The sequence below is a fragment of the Ewingella americana genome (genome assembly GCF_006438725.1).
In the GTDB taxonomy this organism is placed as follows: domain Bacteria; phylum Pseudomonadota; class Gammaproteobacteria; order Enterobacterales; family Enterobacteriaceae; genus Ewingella; species Ewingella americana_A.
In genome coordinates, this window is sequence record NZ_RCZD01000004.1 from 80,969 (window position 1) to 101,603 (window position 20,635).

General features: G+C 48.5%; 18 protein-coding genes. 6 read left to right on the forward strand and 12 right to left on the reverse strand.

The window, feature by feature from the left end; all coding sequences use genetic code 11:
- The first annotated feature begins 105 nt into the window (after nt 1-105).
- Nucleotides 106-264, forward strand: a complete 159-nt coding sequence (locus EAH77_RS25505) for a YnfU family zinc-binding protein (RefSeq protein ID WP_241673427.1) — start codon at nt 106-108, stop codon at nt 262-264.
- Here the strand turns inward: EAH77_RS25505 and EAH77_RS08360 are convergent, their stop codons facing one another.
- On the reverse strand, nt 265-447 hold the full coding sequence (locus EAH77_RS08360; RefSeq protein WP_140471630.1) for a YciY family protein: 183 nt from the start codon (nt 445-447) through the stop codon (nt 265-267). It lies immediately after the preceding gene.
- Nucleotides 448-720: 273 nt separating this feature from the next.
- Between EAH77_RS08360 and cls the strand changes: the two genes are divergently transcribed.
- Complete coding sequence (gene cls, locus EAH77_RS08365; RefSeq protein WP_140471632.1) at nt 721-2,181, forward strand: cardiolipin synthase; 1,461 nt, start codon at nt 721-723, stop codon at nt 2,179-2,181.
- A gap of 62 nt (nt 2,182-2,243) precedes the next feature.
- The gene (locus EAH77_RS08370) at nt 2,244-2,567 is read left to right on the forward strand and encodes an HI1450 family dsDNA-mimic protein (RefSeq protein WP_140471634.1); all 324 of its coding nucleotides are present in this window, start codon (nt 2,244-2,246) and stop codon (nt 2,565-2,567) included.
- Between the two features lie 69 nt (nt 2,568-2,636).
- Here EAH77_RS08370 and oppF read toward each other — a convergent pair whose 3' ends face one another.
- The 6 genes from oppF to EAH77_RS08400 form a co-directional block, all read right to left on the reverse strand.
- The gene (gene oppF / locus EAH77_RS08375) at nt 2,637-3,641 is read right to left on the reverse strand and encodes a murein tripeptide/oligopeptide ABC transporter ATP binding protein OppF (protein ID WP_161985788.1); all 1,005 of its coding nucleotides are present in this window, start codon (nt 3,639-3,641) and stop codon (nt 2,637-2,639) included.
- Between the two features lie 29 nt (nt 3,642-3,670).
- A complete protein-coding gene (locus tag EAH77_RS08380; RefSeq protein WP_140471638.1) occupies nt 3,671-4,696 on the reverse strand; it encodes an ABC transporter ATP-binding protein in 1,026 nt (341 codons plus the stop codon).
- An 11-nt stretch (nt 4,697-4,707) separates the two neighbouring features.
- On the reverse strand, nt 4,708-5,616 hold the full coding sequence (gene oppC, locus EAH77_RS08385; protein WP_140471640.1) for an oligopeptide ABC transporter permease OppC: 909 nt from the start codon (nt 5,614-5,616) through the stop codon (nt 4,708-4,710).
- A gap of 15 nt (nt 5,617-5,631) precedes the next feature.
- A complete protein-coding gene (gene oppB, locus EAH77_RS08390; protein ID WP_140471642.1) occupies nt 5,632-6,552 on the reverse strand; it encodes an oligopeptide ABC transporter permease OppB in 921 nt (306 codons plus the stop codon).
- A gap of 184 nt (nt 6,553-6,736) precedes the next feature.
- Nucleotides 6,737-8,377 carry an oligopeptide ABC transporter substrate-binding protein OppA gene (oppA, locus tag EAH77_RS08395; protein WP_140471644.1) on the reverse strand — a complete coding sequence of 547 codons (1,641 nt, stop codon included), beginning with the start codon at nt 8,375-8,377 and terminating at the stop codon, nt 6,737-6,739.
- A gap of 1,173 nt (nt 8,378-9,550) precedes the next feature.
- Complete coding sequence (locus EAH77_RS08400; protein ID WP_140471646.1) at nt 9,551-10,195, reverse strand: YchE family NAAT transporter; 645 nt, start codon at nt 10,193-10,195, stop codon at nt 9,551-9,553.
- Nucleotides 10,196-10,727: 532 nt separating this feature from the next.
- Here EAH77_RS08400 and adhE point away from each other — a divergent pair.
- Nucleotides 10,728-13,400 carry a bifunctional acetaldehyde-CoA/alcohol dehydrogenase gene (gene adhE, locus EAH77_RS08405; protein ID WP_140471648.1) on the forward strand — a complete coding sequence of 891 codons (2,673 nt, stop codon included), beginning with the start codon at nt 10,728-10,730 and terminating at the stop codon, nt 13,398-13,400.
- 94 nt (nt 13,401-13,494) lie between these two features.
- Here the strand turns inward: adhE and EAH77_RS08410 are convergent, their stop codons facing one another.
- A complete protein-coding gene (locus EAH77_RS08410; RefSeq protein WP_140471650.1) occupies nt 13,495-14,100 on the reverse strand; it encodes a thymidine kinase in 606 nt (201 codons plus the stop codon).
- 659 nt (nt 14,101-14,759) lie between these two features.
- On the opposite strand from EAH77_RS08410, the gene hns reads away from it, so the two are divergent.
- Nucleotides 14,760-15,167 carry a histone-like nucleoid-structuring protein H-NS gene (hns, locus tag EAH77_RS08415; protein WP_140471652.1) on the forward strand — a complete coding sequence of 136 codons (408 nt, stop codon included), beginning with the start codon at nt 14,760-14,762 and terminating at the stop codon, nt 15,165-15,167.
- Between the two features lie 239 nt (nt 15,168-15,406).
- Here hns and EAH77_RS08420 read toward each other — a convergent pair whose 3' ends face one another.
- From EAH77_RS08420 to rssA, 4 genes are all read right to left on the reverse strand, one after another.
- The gene (locus tag EAH77_RS08420) at nt 15,407-16,414 is read right to left on the reverse strand and encodes an NAD-dependent epimerase (protein WP_140471654.1); all 1,008 of its coding nucleotides are present in this window, start codon (nt 16,412-16,414) and stop codon (nt 15,407-15,409) included.
- A gap of 9 nt (nt 16,415-16,423) precedes the next feature.
- Entirely contained in the window at nt 16,424-17,767 is a 1,344-nt protein-coding gene (locus EAH77_RS08425) for a UDP-glucose dehydrogenase family protein (RefSeq protein WP_140471656.1), read from the reverse strand.
- Nucleotides 17,768-17,981: 214 nt separating this feature from the next.
- Entirely contained in the window at nt 17,982-19,007 is a 1,026-nt protein-coding gene (gene rssB / locus EAH77_RS08430) for a two-component system response regulator RssB (protein WP_140471658.1), read from the reverse strand.
- A gap of 96 nt (nt 19,008-19,103) precedes the next feature.
- Complete coding sequence (gene rssA / locus EAH77_RS08435; RefSeq protein WP_140471660.1) at nt 19,104-20,033, reverse strand: patatin-like phospholipase RssA; 930 nt, start codon at nt 20,031-20,033, stop codon at nt 19,104-19,106.
- Between the two features lie 136 nt (nt 20,034-20,169).
- Here rssA and EAH77_RS08440 point away from each other — a divergent pair, with 136 nt between their 5' ends.
- A complete protein-coding gene (locus EAH77_RS08440; protein ID WP_140471662.1) occupies nt 20,170-20,634 on the forward strand; it encodes a YchJ family protein in 465 nt (154 codons plus the stop codon).
- Nucleotide 20,635 lies beyond the last annotated feature (1 nt).

The following is a 20,635-nucleotide window of genomic DNA, read 5'->3' on the forward strand; positions in this document are numbered from 1 at the left end:
CTGTTGCGAGGTGCATTCAGAACAGGTTGCGACTGTTAAAGCAATCACAATCAACCCAGAGCTTCTATGGTAGAATGCGTCACCCTACCCCAGAGGTACGCTCTTATGTCATTCTTCGACGGATTGAAGTTTCTTTCCAGCCAAAAAACCAAAGTGACTTGCCCGGAATGCAAAGCAGTTACCGAACAGATTAGTTCAAAAGTTCGCAAAAACTCAACGCTGGTTTGCCCTAAATGTGGTGCACTTTTCCAACCTAAAGGTTGATCAAGAACTCCATTCGTACGCCACTGCGTAAAGCGAAAGACGCTGATGTTGCTGATGGTGGATCTGCCGGATACGGTAGATATGACGATAACGTCTGGACTGACCTTCCAGCCAGCGGCTTCTGCGGCGCTGAGACTGGCGTAACATGCGCCAGCGCCCGACTTCATTTCTGCTGCGTTTCATGCAAACTGTTCCCGTTAACGACGTTGCTGTGTTTCTTCTACACAGGCGGCGGGCACATTATAGGCCGATGATGTTGTGATCCAAGCCTTGTTTCACCCTAATCTGTCAGTTATCAGCTACCCTTGATGACAATCTGGTGAAGGTTTTTATGACCAGATCCGTTTTCAGAGGTAGCTGATTGATTGAAGGGTGTAAATTCTTTATAACATTCCCCTTTTCACTGACACTGCATACCTCCATCCTCATGGCTTGCGAACAGGACTCTTCGCCCTTATGACAACTTTTTATGCGGTAATTAGCTGGCTTTTGATTTTCGGCTACTGGTTACTGATCGCCGGTGTGACGCTGCGCATTTTAATGAAGCGACGCGCGGTACCTTCTGCCATGGCATGGTTGCTGATTATTTATATCATTCCGCTGGTGGGCATTATCGCCTATCTCTCTTTTGGTGAGTTGCACCTTGGTAAACGCCGGGCAGAACGCGCCAAGGCCATGTGGCCCTCAACGGCGCGCTGGCTGAATGACCTCAAAGGCTGTCACCGGATCTTTGCGACAGAAAACAGCGAAATCGCCAGCTCTCTTTTCCAGCTGTGTGAACGACGTCAGGGCATTGCGGGCGTCAAAGGCAATCAGCTTCAGCTGCTGACCACCAGCGATGACACGCTGCACGCCATCATGCGGGATATTGGCCTGGCGCGAAATAATATCGAGATGGTGTTTTACATCTGGCAATCCGGTGGCCTGGTCGATCAGGTGGCGGAATCGCTAATGGCGGCGTCACGTCGCGGAATTCACTGCCGCCTGATGCTTGACTCAGCCGGCAGCGTCGCCTTCTTCCGCAGCCCTTATCCTGCAATGATGCGTAATGCCGGTATTGAAGTGGTCGAAGCGCTGAAGGTGAATCTTTTCCGTGTTTTCCTGCGCCGGATGGATTTACGCCAGCACCGTAAAATTATTTTAATCGATAACTATGTGGCCTATACCGGCAGCATGAACATGGTCGATCCGCGTTTCTTTAAACAGGATGCGGGCGTGGGCCAGTGGATTGACTTGATGGCGCGAATGGAAGGACCGGTGGCAACGACCATGGGGATCGTCTATTCATGTGACTGGGAAATCGAAACTGGCAAACGTATTCTGCCACCTGAACCTGACGTCAACCAGATGCCGTTTGAGCAAGAAAGTGGCCACACCATTCAGGTGATCGCATCGGGTCCGGGTTTCCCGGAGGATATGATCCATCAGGCGCTGCTCACCGCCGCCTATTCCGCCCGAGAACAGCTGGTGATGACCACGCCTTACTTCGTACCGAGCGATGACCTGCTGCACGCTATCTGTACCGCAGCGCAACGCGGCGTGGATGTCAGTATCGTTATGCCAATGAAAAATGACTCTATGATGGTCGGCTGGGCCAGCCGCGCTTTCTTCAATGAGCTGTTAGAGGCGGGGGTTAAAATTTACCAGTTTGAAGATGGCCTGCTGCACACCAAGAGTATTTTAGTGGATGGGCAGCTAAGCCTGGTGGGTACGGTGAATCTGGACATGCGCAGTCTGTGGTTGAATTTTGAAATCACCCTGGTTATCGATGATGCAGGCTTTGGTAATGAGCTGGCTCAGGTACAAGAAGATTATATCGCCCGCTCCCACTTACTGGACGTTGAAGCCTGGCTGAAACGGCCATTCTGGCACCGGATCATCGAACGGTTGTTCTACTTTTTCAGCCCACTGCTGTAAAAGCAGCGGCGGGAATGTTTTAATAAGCCCAGCAATACACCACTTTTACTGATGAGAACGTTATGGATCTGAATAATCGCCTGACCGAAGACGAAACCCTTGAACAAGCCTACGACATCTTTCTGGAACTGGCGGGCGACAACCTCGATCCTGCTGATATCCTGATCTTCAACCTTCAGTTCGAAGAACGCGGCGGTGCGGAACTGTATGACCCGGCCGAAGATTGGGTAGAGCACGTAGATTATGACCTTAACCCGGACTTTTTCGCCGAAGTAGTGATTGGTCTGGCAGATGCCGAAGACCAGCCTATCAACGATATTTTCGCCCGTGTGCTGATGTGTCGTGAAAAAGATAACAAGCTGTGTCATATCCTCTGGAAAGAATAATTTCAGCCTTCTAAAGAAAAAACCTGCCATTGGCAGGTTTTTTTATACTTCCAAACTGATGTTAGTGAATCAGAGCGGATCCACTTTCAGGCAGGAAACCGCGTGGCGGAAGCTGCCTTCCAGCAATGGACGCGTGATCGCACATTCCGGCCCGGCAATCGGGCAGCGGGTACGGAACACGCAGCCTGAAGGCGGATTGATTGGCGAAGGCAAGTCCCCTTCCAGCAACTGAATCACCTTATTACGTTCTTTGTCCGGGTCCGGTACAGGCACCGCTGACATCAGCGCGCGGGTATAAGGATGTTGAGGATTGTGATAAACCTCGTCATAGGTGCCGAGCTCTACCGCATGGCCCAGATACATCACCAGCACGCGATCGGATATGTGTTTTACCACCGCCAGATCGTGGGCAATAAAGATCAATGACAGTCCCATTTCGCGCTGCAATTGCTGTAACAGGTTAACGACCTGTGCCTGAATCGATACGTCGAGCGCGGAAACAGGCTCGTCACAGATAATCAGTTTTGGCTCGAGGATCAGGGCACGCGCAATACCGATACGCTGGCACTGGCCACCGGAGAATTCATGCGGATAGCGGTTGATCAGGTTTGGCAACAGGCCCACCTTGAGCATCATCGCTTTCACTTTCTCCTTCACCTGCAACTTCGACATTTTCGGGTTATAAGTTTTCAGCGGTTCGGCAATGATCTCACCGATGGTCATTCGCGGATTAAGCGAGGCCAGTGGATCCTGGAAAATCATCTGAATATCGCTGCGGGTATGGCGCCATTCGGCATCAGACATGTTCAGCAAGTCTTTGCCCAGCCAGGCCACTTTCCCTTCGGTCGCTTTCACCAGCCCAATGATGGCACGAGCAAAGGTCGATTTACCGCAACCGGACTCCCCCACAACCCCCAGCGTTTCGCCTTCATAAAGACGCAGCGTCACGCCGTCGACGGCTTTGAGCGTTTTTGATGGCTGCCAGAACCACTGCTTGCCATCTTTGATGTCAAAGTGAACTTTCAAATCGGCGACTTCGAGCAGTACTTTTTTGTTCGGTGGCGCCTCATTCATGGACGGGCTATGCATAACTGTATGATCTGTCATACCAACTCCTCGACCGGCTTAAAGCAGGCACGTAAACGACCTTCACCGAAGCGCTCCAGCGGAGGCGCGGTATTACAGATTTCCATCGCGTACTGGCAGCGTGGCTGGAAAGGACAGCCTTTCGGTAAACGCAGCAAGTTTGGCGGGTTACCTGCAATGGTGGTCATCATGCCGCCTTCGGCATCCAGGCGGGGAACGGCATTGAGCAGGCCAATAGAATAGGGATGGCACGGGTCATAAAACACATCGCGGGCCTGACCGTATTCCATGGTACGTCCGGCATACATCACCAGTACTTTGTCACAAATTCCGGCTACAACCCCAAGGTCGTGCGTGATCATAATGATGGCGGTGTTAAATTCCGCTTTCAGCTCATTGAGCAACGTCATGATCTGCGCCTGCACGGTGACGTCCAGCGCGGTGGTCGGTTCATCAGCAATCAGTAATTTAGGGCGGCACAGCAATGCCATCGCAATCATCACACGCTGACGCATGCCGCCTGAGAATTCGTGCGGAAACATCTTCATACGTTTACGTGCTTCTGGCATTTTTACCGCGTCCAGCATCCGCACGGACTCGTCAAAAGCCTCTCTTTTACTCATGTGCTTATGCAGCATCAGTACTTCCATCAACTGCTCGCCCACACGCATGTAAGGGTTAAGCGAGGTCATTGGGTCCTGGAAAATCATCGAAATCTGCTCGGCACGCAGTTTGTTCAGCTGTTTTGGCGGCAGGTTAAGAATTTCACGTCCGTTGAATTTAGCTGAGCCCCCAATGCGGCCATTGCTGGCCAGCAGCCCCATCAGGGCAAAGGCGGTTTGCGATTTACCGGAGCCGGACTCACCGACGATACCCAGTGTTTCACCCGCGCGCAGGTCAAAGTTGAGATCATTAACGGCGGTAACATCACCGTCCGGCGTTTCAAAAGTCACGCGCAGATCTTTAACGTCAAGCAGGATTGGTGGTATCTGGCCGTCAACAGCCGCAGGGGCAGCAAAAGTGGAATGTTCAATGGTGCTCATGGTCGCACTCCTTAACGATCTTTCGGGTCGAGGGCATCACGCAAGCCATCGCCGATAAAGTTGAAACAAAACAGAGTCACAACCAGGAAGCCTGCTGGGAACAGCAGTAACCACGGTGAAACTTCCATTGAGTTGGCGCCGTCACTTAATAACGCGCCCCAACTGCTTAACGGCTCTTGCGTACCCAGCCCGAGGAAGCTGAGGAAGGATTCAAACAGGATCATGCTGGGTACCAACAGGGAAGCGTATACCACCACCACACCGAGCACGTTTGGCACAATATGACGCAACACGATATTACGTGTTGAGACCCCACTCACTAAGGCCGCTTCAATAAACTCTTTACGTTTCAGGCTAAGGGTCTGGCCGCGAACGATACGCGCCATGTCCAACCAGGACACCATGCCAATCGCCACAAAAATCAGCAAAATATTCTGCCCGAAGAAGGTGACCAGCAGGATAACAAAGAACATGAACGGGAAAGAATTGAGGATCTCGAGTAAACGCATCATCGCGGAATCGATCTTTCCGCCCAGATAACCGGACAGAGACCCGTACAAGGTACCGAGGATCACCGCCACAAACGCCGCAGCGACGCCGACCATCAGAGAGATACGACCACCAATAGCAACACGCACCAGCAGATCACGTCCAGAGGAGTCGGTACCGAAGTAGTGATGGGAGGCAAAATCAGGTGCGGCCGACATCATGTTCCAGTCGGTGTCCGCATAGGCAAATTGCGACAGTATTGGCGCGAAAGTCACGAACAGGGCGATGAACGCGAGGACGACTAAACTGGTAACAGCAGCGCGGTTACCCATAAAGCGGCGACGTGCATCCTGCCATAAACTGCGGCCTTCAACTTCCAGCTTTTCGCTGAAGTCTTCCAGAGCGTCGCTTTTTTTCTTACTTAGCATCATTGACAAGCTCCAGCATTAATAACGGATTTTCGGATCGATCACGGCGTAAAGCACATCGACGATCGCGTTGAACAGAATGGTCAGCGCGCCTACCAGAATCGTCAGGCTCAGTACCAGAGAGTAGTCACGGTTCAACGCCCCGTTAACAAACAGCTGGCCAATACCCGGCAATCCGAAGATGCTTTCGATAACCATTGAGCCGGTAATAATGCCGACAAATGCAGGTCCCATATAGGAGAGTACCGGCAGCAGAGCAGGTTTCAGCGCGTGGCGCAAAATGATGCGGTGCAGCGGTAAACCTTTCGCGCGCGCAGTGCGGATAAAGTTAGAGTGCAGGATCTCAATCATCGAACCGCGGGTGATACGCGCGATACTGGCAATATAAGCCAGTGACAGGGCCACCATCGGCAGGATCATATACTTCACCCCACCGCCGTTCCAACCGCCGCCCGGTAACCATTTCAGCGTAATGGAGAATATGAGCACCAGAAGCGGCGCCACCACGAAGCTCGGGATAACGACACCGGTCATGGCTACCCCCATTACCGTGTAGTCCCATTTGGTGTTCTGATTAAGCGCGGCGATAACACCGGCAGTCACACCAAAGACAATCGCCATAATGAATGCCGCCAGTCCGAGTTTCGCAGAAACCGGGAACGAGGCCGCAACCAGATTATTAACGGTGTAGTCCTTATATTTGAACGACGGGCCGAAATCGCCTGTTGCCAGTTGTCCTAAATAATTGAAGTACTGTTTATAGATGGGGTCATTGAGGTGATATTTGGCCTCAATGTTTGCCATAACTTCTGGCGGAAGATTACGCTCACCCGTAAATGGGCTTCCCGGCGCGAGACGCATCATAAAAAACGAGATGGTGATCAGGATGAATAGCGTCGGAATCGCTTCCAGACAGCGGCGTAAAATAAACTTTAACATTGCCCGTACCTGTTTCTAAGCCTGCACTACAGCTTGATAGTTTTGGCTTGATCGCCCCGGTAATCACAACGATATTACCGGGGCGGTGGCTCTTTGCTTTAGCACTGACTAAGTCAGTACCAAGAACGTTACCTTGATCAAACAACCAGCAGGACAGCTCGGGGATGCCCTGCTCTTTCGGCGATTAATGTTTGATAATGTACAGATCTTTAACGTAGACGTTGTCCTGTGGATCTTTACCGGTGTAGCCGCCGACGTAAGGTTTCACCAGACGGGCATTCACGTAGTAATAGACAGGCACGATGGCAGAATCTTTATCAAGCTGGGTTTCAGCTTTCTGATAAAGCGCTGCGCGCTCGTCATCAGTCTTCGCATTCAGCGTATCAGCAATCGCTTTGTCAAAGTCAGCGCTCTTATAGTGAGCGGTGTTGTTGCTGCTGTTAGAGAGCATGGTATTGAGGAATGAAGAAGGTTCGTTGTAGTCGGAACACCAGCCAGCACGTGCAACGTCGAAGTTGCCCTGATGACGGCTATCCAGGAAAGTTTTCCACTCCTGGTTTTCCAGTTTAACGTTCACGCCCAGATTTTTCTTCCAGATCGCTGCAGCAGCAATAGCCAGTTTCTTATGCAGATCTGACGTGTTGTAAAGCAGGCTGAAAGTTAACGGTTTAGCATCGGTATAACCGGCTTCAGCCAGCAATTTCTTCGCTTGTGCGTTACGTTGATCTTGAGTTTCTTTGAACCAGGCCGGTGGCGTCAGTTTAGCGCCATCAGTATAAGGTGGGGTGTAACCGTAAGCTGGCAGGTCACCCTGCGCTTTAACTTTATCAACGATAATATCGCGATCCAGACCCAGTTTCAGTGCGGTACGAACGCGCTCATCAGTGAACGGGGCTTTCTGGTTATTGATTTCGTAGTAATAAGTACACAGATACGGGTCAACATGAACTTCTGTTGGGATATCTTTCTTTAGTTTTTGGAACAGTTCGATCGGCATGTTGTTATAGGTCATGTCGATTTCACCGCTGCGGTAGCGGTTAACGTCTGTCACTTCTGAAGAGATTGGCAGGTAAGTGACCTGATTGATCACAGTTTTGGCGTTATCCCAGTACTCAGGGTTACGTTCCAGAACGATTTTTTCGTTGACGGTCCAGGCTTTCAGCTTGTAAGCGCCGTTGCTGACGTAGTTCTCTGGTTGGGTCCACTTGTCGCCAAATTTCTCAACGATTTTTTTGTTGACCGGCTTCATGGCTGTGTGGGACAGCATTTTAACGAAGTAAGGTACGGGTTCGCTCAGGGTGACTTCCAGAGTATGGTCATCGATGGCTTTCACACCTAACGTATCAGGACTTTTTTTACCAGAAATGATGTCATCGATATTCACGATGTGACCATATTGCAGGTAGCTTTCATAAGGAGAGGCAGTTTTAGGATCAGCCAGGCGCTGCCAGCTGTAAACGAAATCTTCGGCGGTAACGGGGTCACCATTTGACCATTTAGCGTCTTTACGCAGGTGGAAAGTCCAGACTTTAAAGTCTTTATTTTCCCAGGTTTCAGCAACGCCAGGGATCACGTGGCCATCGGCATTCGATGTATTTACCAGACCTTCAAGCAGGTCACGGATCACGTTGGATTCTGGAACACCTTCCACTTTATGTGGATCTAACGACTGGACTTCAGAGCCGTTATTACGTACCAGTTCTTGTTTATCAGCCAGTTTTACACCGGCGGGAACGTCAGCAGCGAATGCACTGCCTGCAGTAGCTACACCCATTGCAGCCATGATGCAGGCGGCGAGGATCGTTTTTTTTGTGATGTTGGTCATTGTCATTCAACTCCAGTTTTTATTATGAACTTGCGCACTATGGAGCAAGATAAACCCTTGCTGGGTTTTTGGTTGATCACGGGCAGGAACGAATTGCCCTGGAGAAAAACCAGATGATTTAGCCAAGCGAGGAAGCTGGCTATCCCCTACTACCTTCTGCTAACTGATGAAATTTGAGACTGTTAATCGCCTTTCAATTTCAGAGATCATTTTAAGGAAGACCTCCTCCCTTCACTTGCCGTGTCCAAAATGTTGCAACAGAGGACGTAATACCTTTTTAGAACACAGCAGGCTAATGCTTTATTTGTCTTAACTTTCCAGATTCAGATAGCACTGTGCTCGTCGCATAATTGAGTAGCTTGAGAAAATAGAGACAGTGAAAACTGATTCGCAGGATTGCTGGCCGCCGCAACGTTATGCATGAAAGGTGCCAAACACACCCGTTGGGAGATGCTGAAACATAAAGAATGTATGATTGTCTTTACATGCACAGGTTCGACCACGATACGCTCCAAAAACAAATGAAAGTGCTTATTCTCTTAGCGAGATCCGATCTCACTTCAGTATTAAACCGAAACAACTTTCCATTTGTGAAGACGTCCCGAAAATTATCAGAAGCCTGCTAACTGCGCCAATAAATTTTGCTAAAATGTTAAGCATTTCTCCTTTCTCTGTTATCAAACGATTTGAACCATTTTTGACAACATCAGAAAAAATCGAGTTAACATTATGTTTATTAAAGAAAAAATGCACAAAAAAGCTGTTATGCCTTGGACTCTACTGTCCAAAAAATCCGCTAACATAATAAGTCAACATTCAGTGCCTTTTAAGAATAAACAGCTATTTGTAGCGAGGTAAACACTAATAACATCTCGATACATCCTGCACAAGCCCTACAGAATGATGTGATTAATTTAACATCGAAACGGGCAGTAAAAGTGTCAATAAAGGGAATATTTGCTGCGGTAAACCGGGGGAAATAACAGTTTGAGTTATAAATAGGTTCAGGAAGTGAGTTTGCGCCACATTTAAGTGCAAGTGGTCACTAATAAAACATTAGTTGCACTATATTAATGCGTTCGATTATTAGTGGCGTTAATAATTCTCGCCACGTGGTATTCCCCCATTTCCTAAATGATAAGTGCGAGCCCGAGAAGAGGAGGAAGAAAGACGTTAAAGTAGACCGGGGAAAATAGCTTTAATACCGGTCACGATGAACTCAATACCCAGCGACATTAACAGAAGCCCCATAATACGAGTGATGACATTGATTCCGGTTTGACCCAGCAGACGCACCAGGAGTGGCGCAGCACGGAACAGTAGCCAGCAGCAGAAGGCAAAGAAGGCAATCGCGACCGTCAAACCCAGCAAATTTTGCCAGCCACTAAAACGCGAACTCCATACAATGGTCGAACTGATCGCACCCGGCCCGGCCATTAGAGGAAGAGCAAGTGGCACCACGCCGACATTTTCGCGAATTGCGGTTTCTGACTTCTCTTGCTTATTCTGTTTGTCCTCACCCAGTTTGCCGCTGATCATCGACATGGCAATGCTCACGACCAGAATACCGCCAGCGATACGGAACGAATCGATGGAGATGCCAAAAATATGCAAGATAGCATCACCCAGAAACAGGGCAGTCCACAATATAATGGCAACCGAAAGGTTGGCCGTCATGTTGGTTTTGTTTCTGCCTGCCGCCGCCTGATAGCTGGTCATGCTGATAAACACCGGCAAAATACCTACCGGGTTGACCAGGGCAAAAAGTCCCACGAAAAATTTGATATAGCCTGAAAAATCTAACAGTGATTGGCTCACGCAGAACTCCGCACAATATGCCAGTAAAGGATGGTCAAGATTGGGCGCTAATGTACTGGAATTGCCATTTTTACGCCACGCCGTTTCTCAGTATTTATCACCAGATATACAATAAAAAGCAGTGTTAAACACTAATGTTAAAAATTATCAACTTACATCGTACTAATTCCGTTATGATTGTGAAGCACATTAGTCACAATGAGAATTACTCTCACCAACCTAAAGCTGAAAGGAGTCAGCCACGGTCTTTTGTGATCCAGATCAAAAATCATCTAGCCATTAGTAGGTAAGCTTTGCGCATGGTCAGTGAGTAGGGCAAAGAGGACAAAACTATATTCACAGGATTTTTTAACAATTTATCTACTTACAGGATGTTCTTTTCCATTGAAAGCTGTTTCAGCAAATAAAGAGACAGAGACAACATACTGAGAACAATGGTAATAATTTGTTTCTCACAGTGTGTGGTAGCACAGCTATACTAGTTTCTGGCGGATTATTTACTAAAAGAGTTTAACTTTATCAGGAGAGCATTATGGCTGTAACAAATGTCGCTGAATTGAACGCACTCGTAGCACGAGTCAAAAAAGCCCAGCGCGAATATGCTAACTTCACCCAAGAACAAGTAGATAAAATCTTCAGCGCTGCCGCTCTGGCTGCCGCAGATGCTCGTATCCTGCTTGCGAAATTGGCCGTTGAAGAGTCCGGTATGGGTATCGTTGAAGATAAAGTGATTAAAAACCACTTCGCTTCCGAATACATCTATAACGCCTACAAAGACGAAAAAACCTGCGGTATCCTCTCTCAGGATGACACCTTCGGTACCATCACTATCGCTGAACCTATCGGCATCATTTGCGGCATCGTCCCGACGACTAACCCGACTTCTACCGCGATTTTCAAAGCGTTGATTAGCTTGAAAACCCGTAACGGTATTATCTTCTCTCCACACCCACGTGCTAAAAACGCCACCAACAAAGCGGCAGACATTGTTCTGCAAGCAGCGATTGCAGCAGGTGCGCCGAAAGATATTATCGGCTGGATCGACGAACCAAGTGTAGAACTGTCTAACCAACTGATGCACCACCCAGATGTGAACCTGATTCTGGCAACCGGTGGTCCAGGTATGGTTAAAGCAGCATACAGCTCTGGTAAACCCGCCATCGGTGTAGGTGCAGGTAACACTCCAGTCGTTGTGGATGAAACAGCCGACATCAAGCGCGTTGTTGCTTCTATCCTTATGTCCAAAACCTTCGATAACGGCGTGATCTGTGCTTCAGAACAGTCAATTATCGTTGTTGATTCTGTGTATGACGCTGTTCGTGAACGTTTCTCTTCACACGGCGGCTACATGCTGCAAGGCAAAGAGCTAAAAGCTGTTCAGGATATCATCCTGAAAAACGGTGGCCTGAATGCAGCTATCGTTGGCCAGCCAGCCGCTAAAATTGCTGAAATGGCAGGGATCAAGGTTCCATCACACACTAAAGTATTGATTGGTGAAGTGAAGAATGTTGATGAGTCTGAACCTTTCGCTCATGAAAAACTGTCCCCTACCCTCGCAATGTACCGTGCTAAGAACTTTGAAGACGCGGTAGAAAAAGCAGAGAAATTGGTAGAAATGGGTGGTATCGGCCACACCTCTTGCTTGTATACCGACCAGGACAACCAACCAGAACGTGTGAACTATTTTGGCGACAAAATGAAAACCGCACGTATTCTGATTAACACTCCAGCGTCTCAGGGTGGTATCGGCGACCTCTACAACTTCAAACTTGCTCCATCATTGACTTTAGGTTGCGGTTCATGGGGTGGTAACTCCATCTCTGAAAACGTCGGTCCTAAACATTTGATCAACAAGAAAACTGTAGCGAAGCGAGCAGAAAACATGTTGTGGCATAAACTTCCGAAATCAATCTACTTCCGTCGTGGCTCATTGCCTATCGCTCTGGAAGAAGTCGCGACTGACGGTGCTAAACGTGCCTTCATCGTAACTGACCGTTTCCTGTTCAATGCCGGTTATGCTGACCAGATCACCAGCGTGCTGAAAGGCCACGGGATCGAAACTGAAGTGTTCTTCGAAGTGGAAGCGGACCCAACACTGAGCATCGTGCGTAAAGGTGCTGAACAGATGAACTCCTTCAAACCAGACGTTATCATCGCGCTGGGTGGTGGTTCACCGATGGACGCCGCAAAAATCATGTGGGTTCTGTACGAACATCCAAACACACAGTTCGAAGATTTGGCGTTGCGCTTTATGGATATCCGTAAACGTATCTACAAATTCCCGAAAATGGGCGTAAAAGCGAAAATGATCGCGGTTACCACCACTTCCGGTACTGGTTCAGAAGTTACACCATTTGCGGTTGTGACTGATGATGCAACAGGTCAAAAATATCCACTGGCTGACTATGCGTTAACCCCGGATATGGCAATTGTCGATGCCAACCTGGTGATGAACATGCCTAAATCACTTTGTGCTTTTGGTGGTTTGGATGCCGTCACTCACGCACTTGAAGCTTATGTTTCAGTGTTAGCTAACGAATATTCAGATGGCCAGGCTCTGCAGGCGCTTAAACTGCTGAAAGAATTCCTGCCAGCAAGTTATAAAGATGGCGCGAAAAACCCGGTTGCTCGTGAACGTGTTCACAATGCGGCAACCATCGCGGGTATCGCTTTTGCCAACGCCTTCCTGGGTGTTTGTCACTCTATGGCCCATAAATTGGGTTCAGAGTTCCATATCCCACACGGCTTAGCTAACGCCATGTTGATTTCCAACGTTATTCGTTACAACGCGAATGACAACCCAACCAAACAGACTGCTTTCAGTCAGTATGACCGCCCACAAGCGCGTCGTCGTTATGCAGAAGTCGCTGACCACTTAGGTCTGAGCGCACCTGGTGACCGTACTGCACAGAAAATTGAAAAACTGTTGACCTGGTTGGATGAAATCAAAGCAGAACTGGGCATCCCGGCTTCAATTCGTGAAGCTGGTGTTCAGGAAGCTGACTTCCTGGCGAAAGTGGACAAACTGTCTGAAGATGCGTTCGATGACCAGTGTACCGGTGCTAACCCGCGTTACCCGCTGATTGCTGAATTGAAACAGATTCTGCTGGATACTTTCTACGGTCGTAAATTCAGTGAAGAAGAAACGGATGTGGTTGAGACTGCTCCCGCTGTAAAAGTGGAAAAAAAGTCTGCCAAGAAATAATTAGCTAACTGGCTAAAACAAAAAACCCGCTTCGGCGGGTTTTTTATTGGTCGTGGTTTGTGATTCAATTCTGCGGTCCACTCGCGTTGGTCTTTCACGCCGATTCAGGGGCATCGCTACCGGACGCTGACATCGCCTCTTTGAAATGCTTACGGCAGACAGAGACGTAGCTCTCATTGCCACCTATCACCACCTGCGCGCCATCATGCAACGGTTCACCCTGTTCATCCAGCCGTAACACCCGATTAGCTTTACGCCCACAATGACAGATAGTTTTAAGCTCAACCAATTTGTCAGCCCAGGCCAGTAAATATTCGCTGCCTTCAAATAACTCCCCTCGAAAGTCAGTACGTAACCCATAACACAGCACCGGGACATCCAATTCATCGACAACGTCCGTCAGTTGTGCCACCTGCGCCTTAGTGAGGAACTGGCTTTCATCTATGAGCACACAATGTACCGTCTGTTCACGGTGCTCCTGCGCAATCATAGTGAAGAGTTCGCTGTCCTTATTATACAGTTGTGCCTGCGAAGAAAGGCCAATTCGCGAACTGACTTTACCCACACCAAAACGATGGTCAAATTCAGCGGTTAATACCAAAGTGCGCATTCCTCGCTCTTGATAGTTATATGAAGACTGTAGCAAAGAAGTCGATTTTCCGGCGTTCATCGCTGAATAGTAGAAATAAAGTTGAGCCATAAAACGGCAACTCCAAAGGTATATTGAGGGGTTAAATGCTGTGTTATCAATTGTATCATAAGCTCACGGCACACTAACATTGGGTTGTGTGCGTGCTACAAAATCAGGCAAAAACAACCATTTCCTACCCAGGTAAACGTCACAGTTATTTACAATCGAATATTAGGAATAAGTTTAAAGTATATTAATTTTTCTACTCTGTTCGCTTACTAAGGCGGGTGAATCTGACACTAAATAAACAGAAAAAATGGAGGTCGCTTATTCACTGGCGCTTAATCGATATGCCGGCCAATCCACCGCAGTCGCCCAATACCCGACCCTAATGGCACTTATAGGTAAGCGGATACTAGCGATATCCTTACATTTTTGGCACCCCATTGATGACACTTGAAGCCTTATAATTTCGTTACACTACGCATCTGACTTATAAAATTCCCGGAGGAAGTTCACAAAAAAAAGAGAGTACACATATTGAAATTTAGGTTATAGACACCAGATAAATAGGGCTGTTTAAGGCGATTATATTTTTATCAGGCAATACAATTACGGTTATAAATGGTAAAATCCCGTCAACAAAACAAATTGGCTATTGCAGAACGCTAAAGAGCAATCTATTATTAGCTCAACGCCCCCCACCAATATAATTCGAGACTAGTATAATGAGCGAAGCATTAAAGATTCTGAACAACATCCGTACTCTGCGCGCACAAGCAAGAGAATGTACTCTGGAAACTCTGGAAGAGATGCTTGAGAAATTAGAAGTTGTAGTTAACGAACGCCGTGAAGAAGATTCTCAGGCTGCTGTTGAGATCGAAGAACGCACTCGTAAACTGCAACAATACCGTGAAATGCTGATTGCTGATGGCATTGATCCTAACGAATTGCTGCAAACTATGGCTGCAACTAAAGCAACCGGTAAAGCAAAACGTGCTGCACGTCCTGCTAAATACAAATACATTGATGAGAACGGCGAAAACAAAACCTGGACTGGCCAGGGTCGTACTCCAGCAGTGATCAAGAAAGCCATCGAAGAACAGGGTAAAAAGCTGGATGATTTCCTGCTGTAATAATTTATTACTGCTTCAGCTTAATACGTCTGACAAAGCCCACCCTTATCCGGTGGGTTTTTTTTCGTTCTAAAGCCGACCCTAAGGCACCCTTTACCGCATATTGATGAGTTTCTATTATCAGTTGTTGAATTATCCATCAGCTATCTGTCGGGCACGAAATGCCAATCTATTAGGATAAATAGTGCGAATAAAAAAGGGCTGCCGAAGCAACCCTGATTCTTGTAAACTCGCCCTATTTACTGCTGGTAGAAATCACGATACCAATTAACGAAGTTCTGTACTCCTTGCTCTACCGGCGTTTCAGGCCTGAAGCCTATAGCTTTAAAGAGCGGCTCCGTATCCGCGCTGGTATCGAGTACATCACCAGGCTGTATCGGTAGCATGTTTTTACGCGCTTCCACGCCCAACGCCTTTTCCAGCGCCTGAATATAGGTCATCAGACTAATGGGATCGCTATTGCCGATATTGTATACCACATAGGGTGCCGAGCTACTGGCGGGCGAGCCTTGCTCTACGGTCCAGTCTTTATTGGCAACCGGAACGACGTCCTGTAAACGCACCACGGCTTCGGCAATATCATCAATGTAGGTAAAATCACGGCGCATTTCACCGTGGTTATAAACATCAATGCTGTTACCGGCAAGAATAGCCTTGGTAAACTTAAACAACGCCATATCAGGGCGTCCCAGAGGCCCGTAGACAGTAAAGAAGCGCAATCCGGTAGTGGGTAGTCCATAAAGATGTGAATAGCTGTGGGCCATCAGCTCGTTGGCTTTTTTAGTGGCAGCATACAAAGAAATAGGATGGTCAACCGAGTCCTCTGCAGAGAAAGGCTGTTTTTTGTTCAGACCATAAACGGAACTCGAGGATGCATAAAGAAGATGCCCCACTTTATTATGGCGACAACCTTCCAGAATGTTCACAAATCCAATCAGGTTCGAATCCGCATAGGCTAAAGGGTTTTCGAGAGAATAACGAACCCCTGCCTGTGCCGCTAAATGAATTACCCGGTCAAACTGCTGCGAAGTAAAGAGTTCTGCCATACCGCTGCGATCGGCAAGATCCAATTTGATAAACGTAAATCCCGGTTTATTTTCCAGCAACGTCAAGCGTGTCAATTTAAGGTTGACGTCATAATAATCATTGAGATTATCAATGCCCGTCACCTGATGACCCGCATCAAGCAGCTGTTTCGCTACAAAGCATCCAATAAAGCCAGCGGCTCCTGTGACTAAAAACTTCATGAGCTCCCCTTACAGAACTGGATTAACAGATGCGCCACGGCCGATGGCATAGTAAGTAAAACCACGTTTAATCAAACGCTCTGGGTCAAACAAATTGCGTCCATCAAAAATAACCGGATTTTTCAGCGTTGCTTTGATCACGTCAAAGTCAGGTGCGCGGAAATTTTGCCATTCGGTACAAATAATCAACGCGTCGGCACCATGTAGCGCCGCTTCTTTTGTACCCATTAATTCCAAATCATCCCGATACCCGTAAATACGCTGGGCTTCATTCATCGCTTCAGGGTCATAGGCTTTAATTTTTGCACCCGCAGCCCACAACTGCTCCATTAACACGCGGCTCGATGCTTCACGCATGTCATCGGTATTCGGTTTAAATGAAAGCCCCCATAAAGCGAATGTCTTCCCTTGCAGATTTTGCCCGAAGTGGCGATGAATAAACTCCGGCAATTTATACTTCTGCTGATAATTAACCTGTTCAACAGCTTGTAACAGTTTCGGTTGGTAACCAATTTGCTCCGCCGTACGAATAAGCGCCTGAACATCTTTTGGGAAACAGGAACCGCCATAACCGCAGCCAGGGTAAATAAAGTGATAGCCAATACGGGAATCAGAACCTATGCCCTGACGCACTTTTTCAATATCCGCCCCCAGTAACTCAGCCAGATTGGCCATTTCATTCATAAAGCTGATTTTGGTCGCCAGCATGCAGTTAGCTGCATATTTAGTTAATTCAGCGCTGCGGATGTCCATCAGGATCATGCGATCGTGGTTACGGTTGAAAGGTTCGTATAATTCACGGACCGGATCGATAGCATTCGGGTTATCTGTACCAATAACAATGCGTTCTGGACGCATACAGTCTGCGACCGCAGCACCTTCTTTTAGAAACTCAGGGTTAGAGATGACATTAAAGCTAATATCGCAGCCACGCTGTTTGAGGGCTTCGGTCATAACTTCACGGACTTTATCCGCTGTCCCGACGGGGACAGTTGACTTATCAATGACAACTTTAGGTTCAGTCATATACTGCGCGATGGTACGCGCCACGGCAGTGACGTACTGGAGATCAGCTGAGCCGTCTTCGTCCGGGGGGGTTCCGACAGCGATAAACTGAATCTCAGCATGCGCCACCCCATCCTGGGCATTGGTGCTAAAACGCAAACGGCCAGATTCATAGTTTTCTTTGACTAACGGGGCCAGACCCGGTTCAAAAATAGGGATTTGACCATTTTTCAGGTTTTCGACTTTCTTAGCGTCGACATCAATACACAATACTTCGTGTCCCACTTCCGCTAATACCGCAGCCTGCACCAGCCCAACATAACCGATTCCAAAAACCGTTACTTTCATCAGAGAATTCCTAACATGTGATTTTTAAGAAGGGATATAAAACGCCCATTATAATTCCTGTGGCGCAGTATAACAGTTTCGCTCAGAGGCGCGCCTTCAATGACATAGTTTGTATCAAACGTAAAAGGTCAGAATGGATAAAAACAGAAAAGTTCAATCACGGAGTGTTAATTGAAATAAAAAGCAGCAATCAGCTAAATGGTTGAATATTGATTTAAAAAAGTGTGTTGTCGCTGGAAAGCATCAGACGTAACCGTCCTCCGGCACCCCATACCTGGCACTGAAAAGCCTCGCAACGCTGACTTATCTGGTTAGAGAAAGTGGAACCCGTTGTACCCAGCGGTACACCGTTGCTCAACTGAATTTGGTTAGTGCCGGTATTCACATTGGCATGCAAACCGGCACTAACCAAAATCAAATTTTTCTGTTCCGCGTTGTAATAACCCAGCAACAGCGGAAACTGTCCTTCCAGACGAGCCTGTTTGAACAGCTGATTGACTTGTTTAAGCAGCGTCGACATCTGTGGTAAACGCTGATGCTGGTCACTCAGGTGATCGCGCAGCAACGCGTTGAAAATCGCACGAAGTAATAACGCGGCCAATACGCCGCTCTCTTTAGCACGGGTCACATCCAGGCAGTAGAAACCGAGATCCTTGGAAGAGAGCGCGGCGATATCCAACACCAGCCCGGCATTTTCAGCCATCGTCAGTTGCCGATAATTTATCCGGCAATGGGCCAGCGTCTGCTGTACCGGCGGCTGCAACTCTTGTAGCAGTCTGGAGGCCTCGCGGGGGTTGCGACAGAGTGCTTCCCAATCCTGCATAAGGTCGCTTTTTTGCAATGCCTGAGAAGTGAACAATTTAGGGAACAAACTCGCCAGCAGCGCATCGCGCAGGCGCTGGAGATCAGTGATAGGTTTGAGCAGAACATCCTCAACGCCCAACCGCAGCATGGTTGCCACATCGGTCATTTTATCAGTCGCCGAGATAACCAATACGGGCGTTTTGATTCCCTGAAGGCGTAAGTTCTCAACGAACTCGATGCCGCCCATTTCAGGCATGGCCAGATCGCATAAAATCAGGTCTGGCGGATAATCTTCCACCAGCGCTAATGCTTCCAGACCATTAACGGCTTCGGTGAAGGTTGCACCCAATGAACTCACGTACCCAGCTAGCACCGACCGGAAAACGGCTTCGTCTTCGACGATCAGAATATGCTTGCTTGTAAGTGGCTTATCCATCGGGGTCTCCCAGTTATTCTTCTCTTAATAGTGGCTCATAAAGGCTGATTTTGCCTGACAGAATTGTCAGATTCCTTCAATGCCTTTTTAACTGACTCAGAAATGTTTGTTTTTTATCAAAGGGAGTAATTGCTCTCTTTGTTTCTCGACGGCCACTCTTCCAGCTTCAATGGCTTCTTCTGCGCGGTGAAAATCCAGCATGGAAATTTGCGGGCAAAAAGGTTGTATCACGACATCCGGCGGATCCCCGGCCATACGGTTTCGCTTCAGACGATTTTCCAGAACCTGGATCGATGTAGACATGATTTCCATGGCGGTCGGACTGACATCCGGGCGCCGCGCCGTTGGCCGCGAGAGGCGTTGACGAATTTTGTCCCGCCATCCCAACGCTTTTTCATTATGCAGGCTATCCAGCGTAACGGGGGCTGAAAGCAGGTCCTGATGCATCAGGTGAGCATCATGCTGCAGGTCCACGGCGATGACGATATCGGCACCAAGCGCGCGCGTCAGTGATACCGGCACCGGATTGACGACCGCGCCATCCACCAGCCAGTAACCGTTGTGCCACACGGGCGCCAGCAGGCCAGGCATACTGCATGAGGCGCGAATGGCCTGATGTAAATCCCCTTTCGTCAGCCATAATTCCCGCCCAGTACTGAGATTGGTCGCCACGGTACCAAACTTACAATGGCACTGCTCGAAGTCATTCACCCGAATCAACTGAGCAACGGCATTAAACACTCGCTCCCCGCGCAGTAATCCTCCGCGACGCCATGAAAAATCCATCAGGCGCAGCACATCCCAGTAACTGAACGATCGTACCCAGCCTTCCATCGCAGGCAGACGCCCGCTGACGTGTGCCGCCCCGACCAGTGCGCCAACTGAACAGCCAGCAACCACATCAATCTGAATGCCCATCTCTTTCAGTGCGTTGATCACACCAATGTGAGCCCAGCCTTTAGCAGCACCCGCGCCAAGCGCCAGCCCGATCTTAAATTGCCTGCCCGTGCCCGTATTTGCTTCCATTTTTGGTGACTCCCGACCGTTGGGTTTTGATTGACCGTGCAAGTGCGTTGTCACCCGGCAAGGTTGTTAGGTAACATAACGCCATCATGCATTCAATAGCGCACCCTGCGCAGTTCTTGCCCATCCAGGAGTTACTTTGTCACATCCTTGCCCCTGTGGTAGCGGTGCAGCGTTTGAAAAGTGTTGCCAACCTTTTCTGTTAAACGCACTTTCTGCACCAACTCCGTCAGCCCTGATGCGTTCGCGCTACAGTGCTTACGTGATGAAAAATGCCGATTACCTGATTGAAACCTGGCATCCCGATTGCCAGCCCGCACGCTGGCGTGAAAGTCTTGAAGAAGGCTTTGCCAACACGCACTGGCTGGGCCTGAACGTGATCACCCGGCAAGAAGTCCCAAACATTGACGAAGGTTTTGTCGAATTTGCCGCACGCTTTCAGGAGCAAGGTACCGACGCGGTGCATCTGGTTCATGAACGTTCGCGCTTTCTTCGTGTGAATGAACGCTGGTATTATATCGACGGAGTCAAACCGCAGCCCGGCAGAAACGACACCTGCCCGTGCGGTTCCGGCAAAAAATATAAGAAATGTTGCGGTCGCTAAC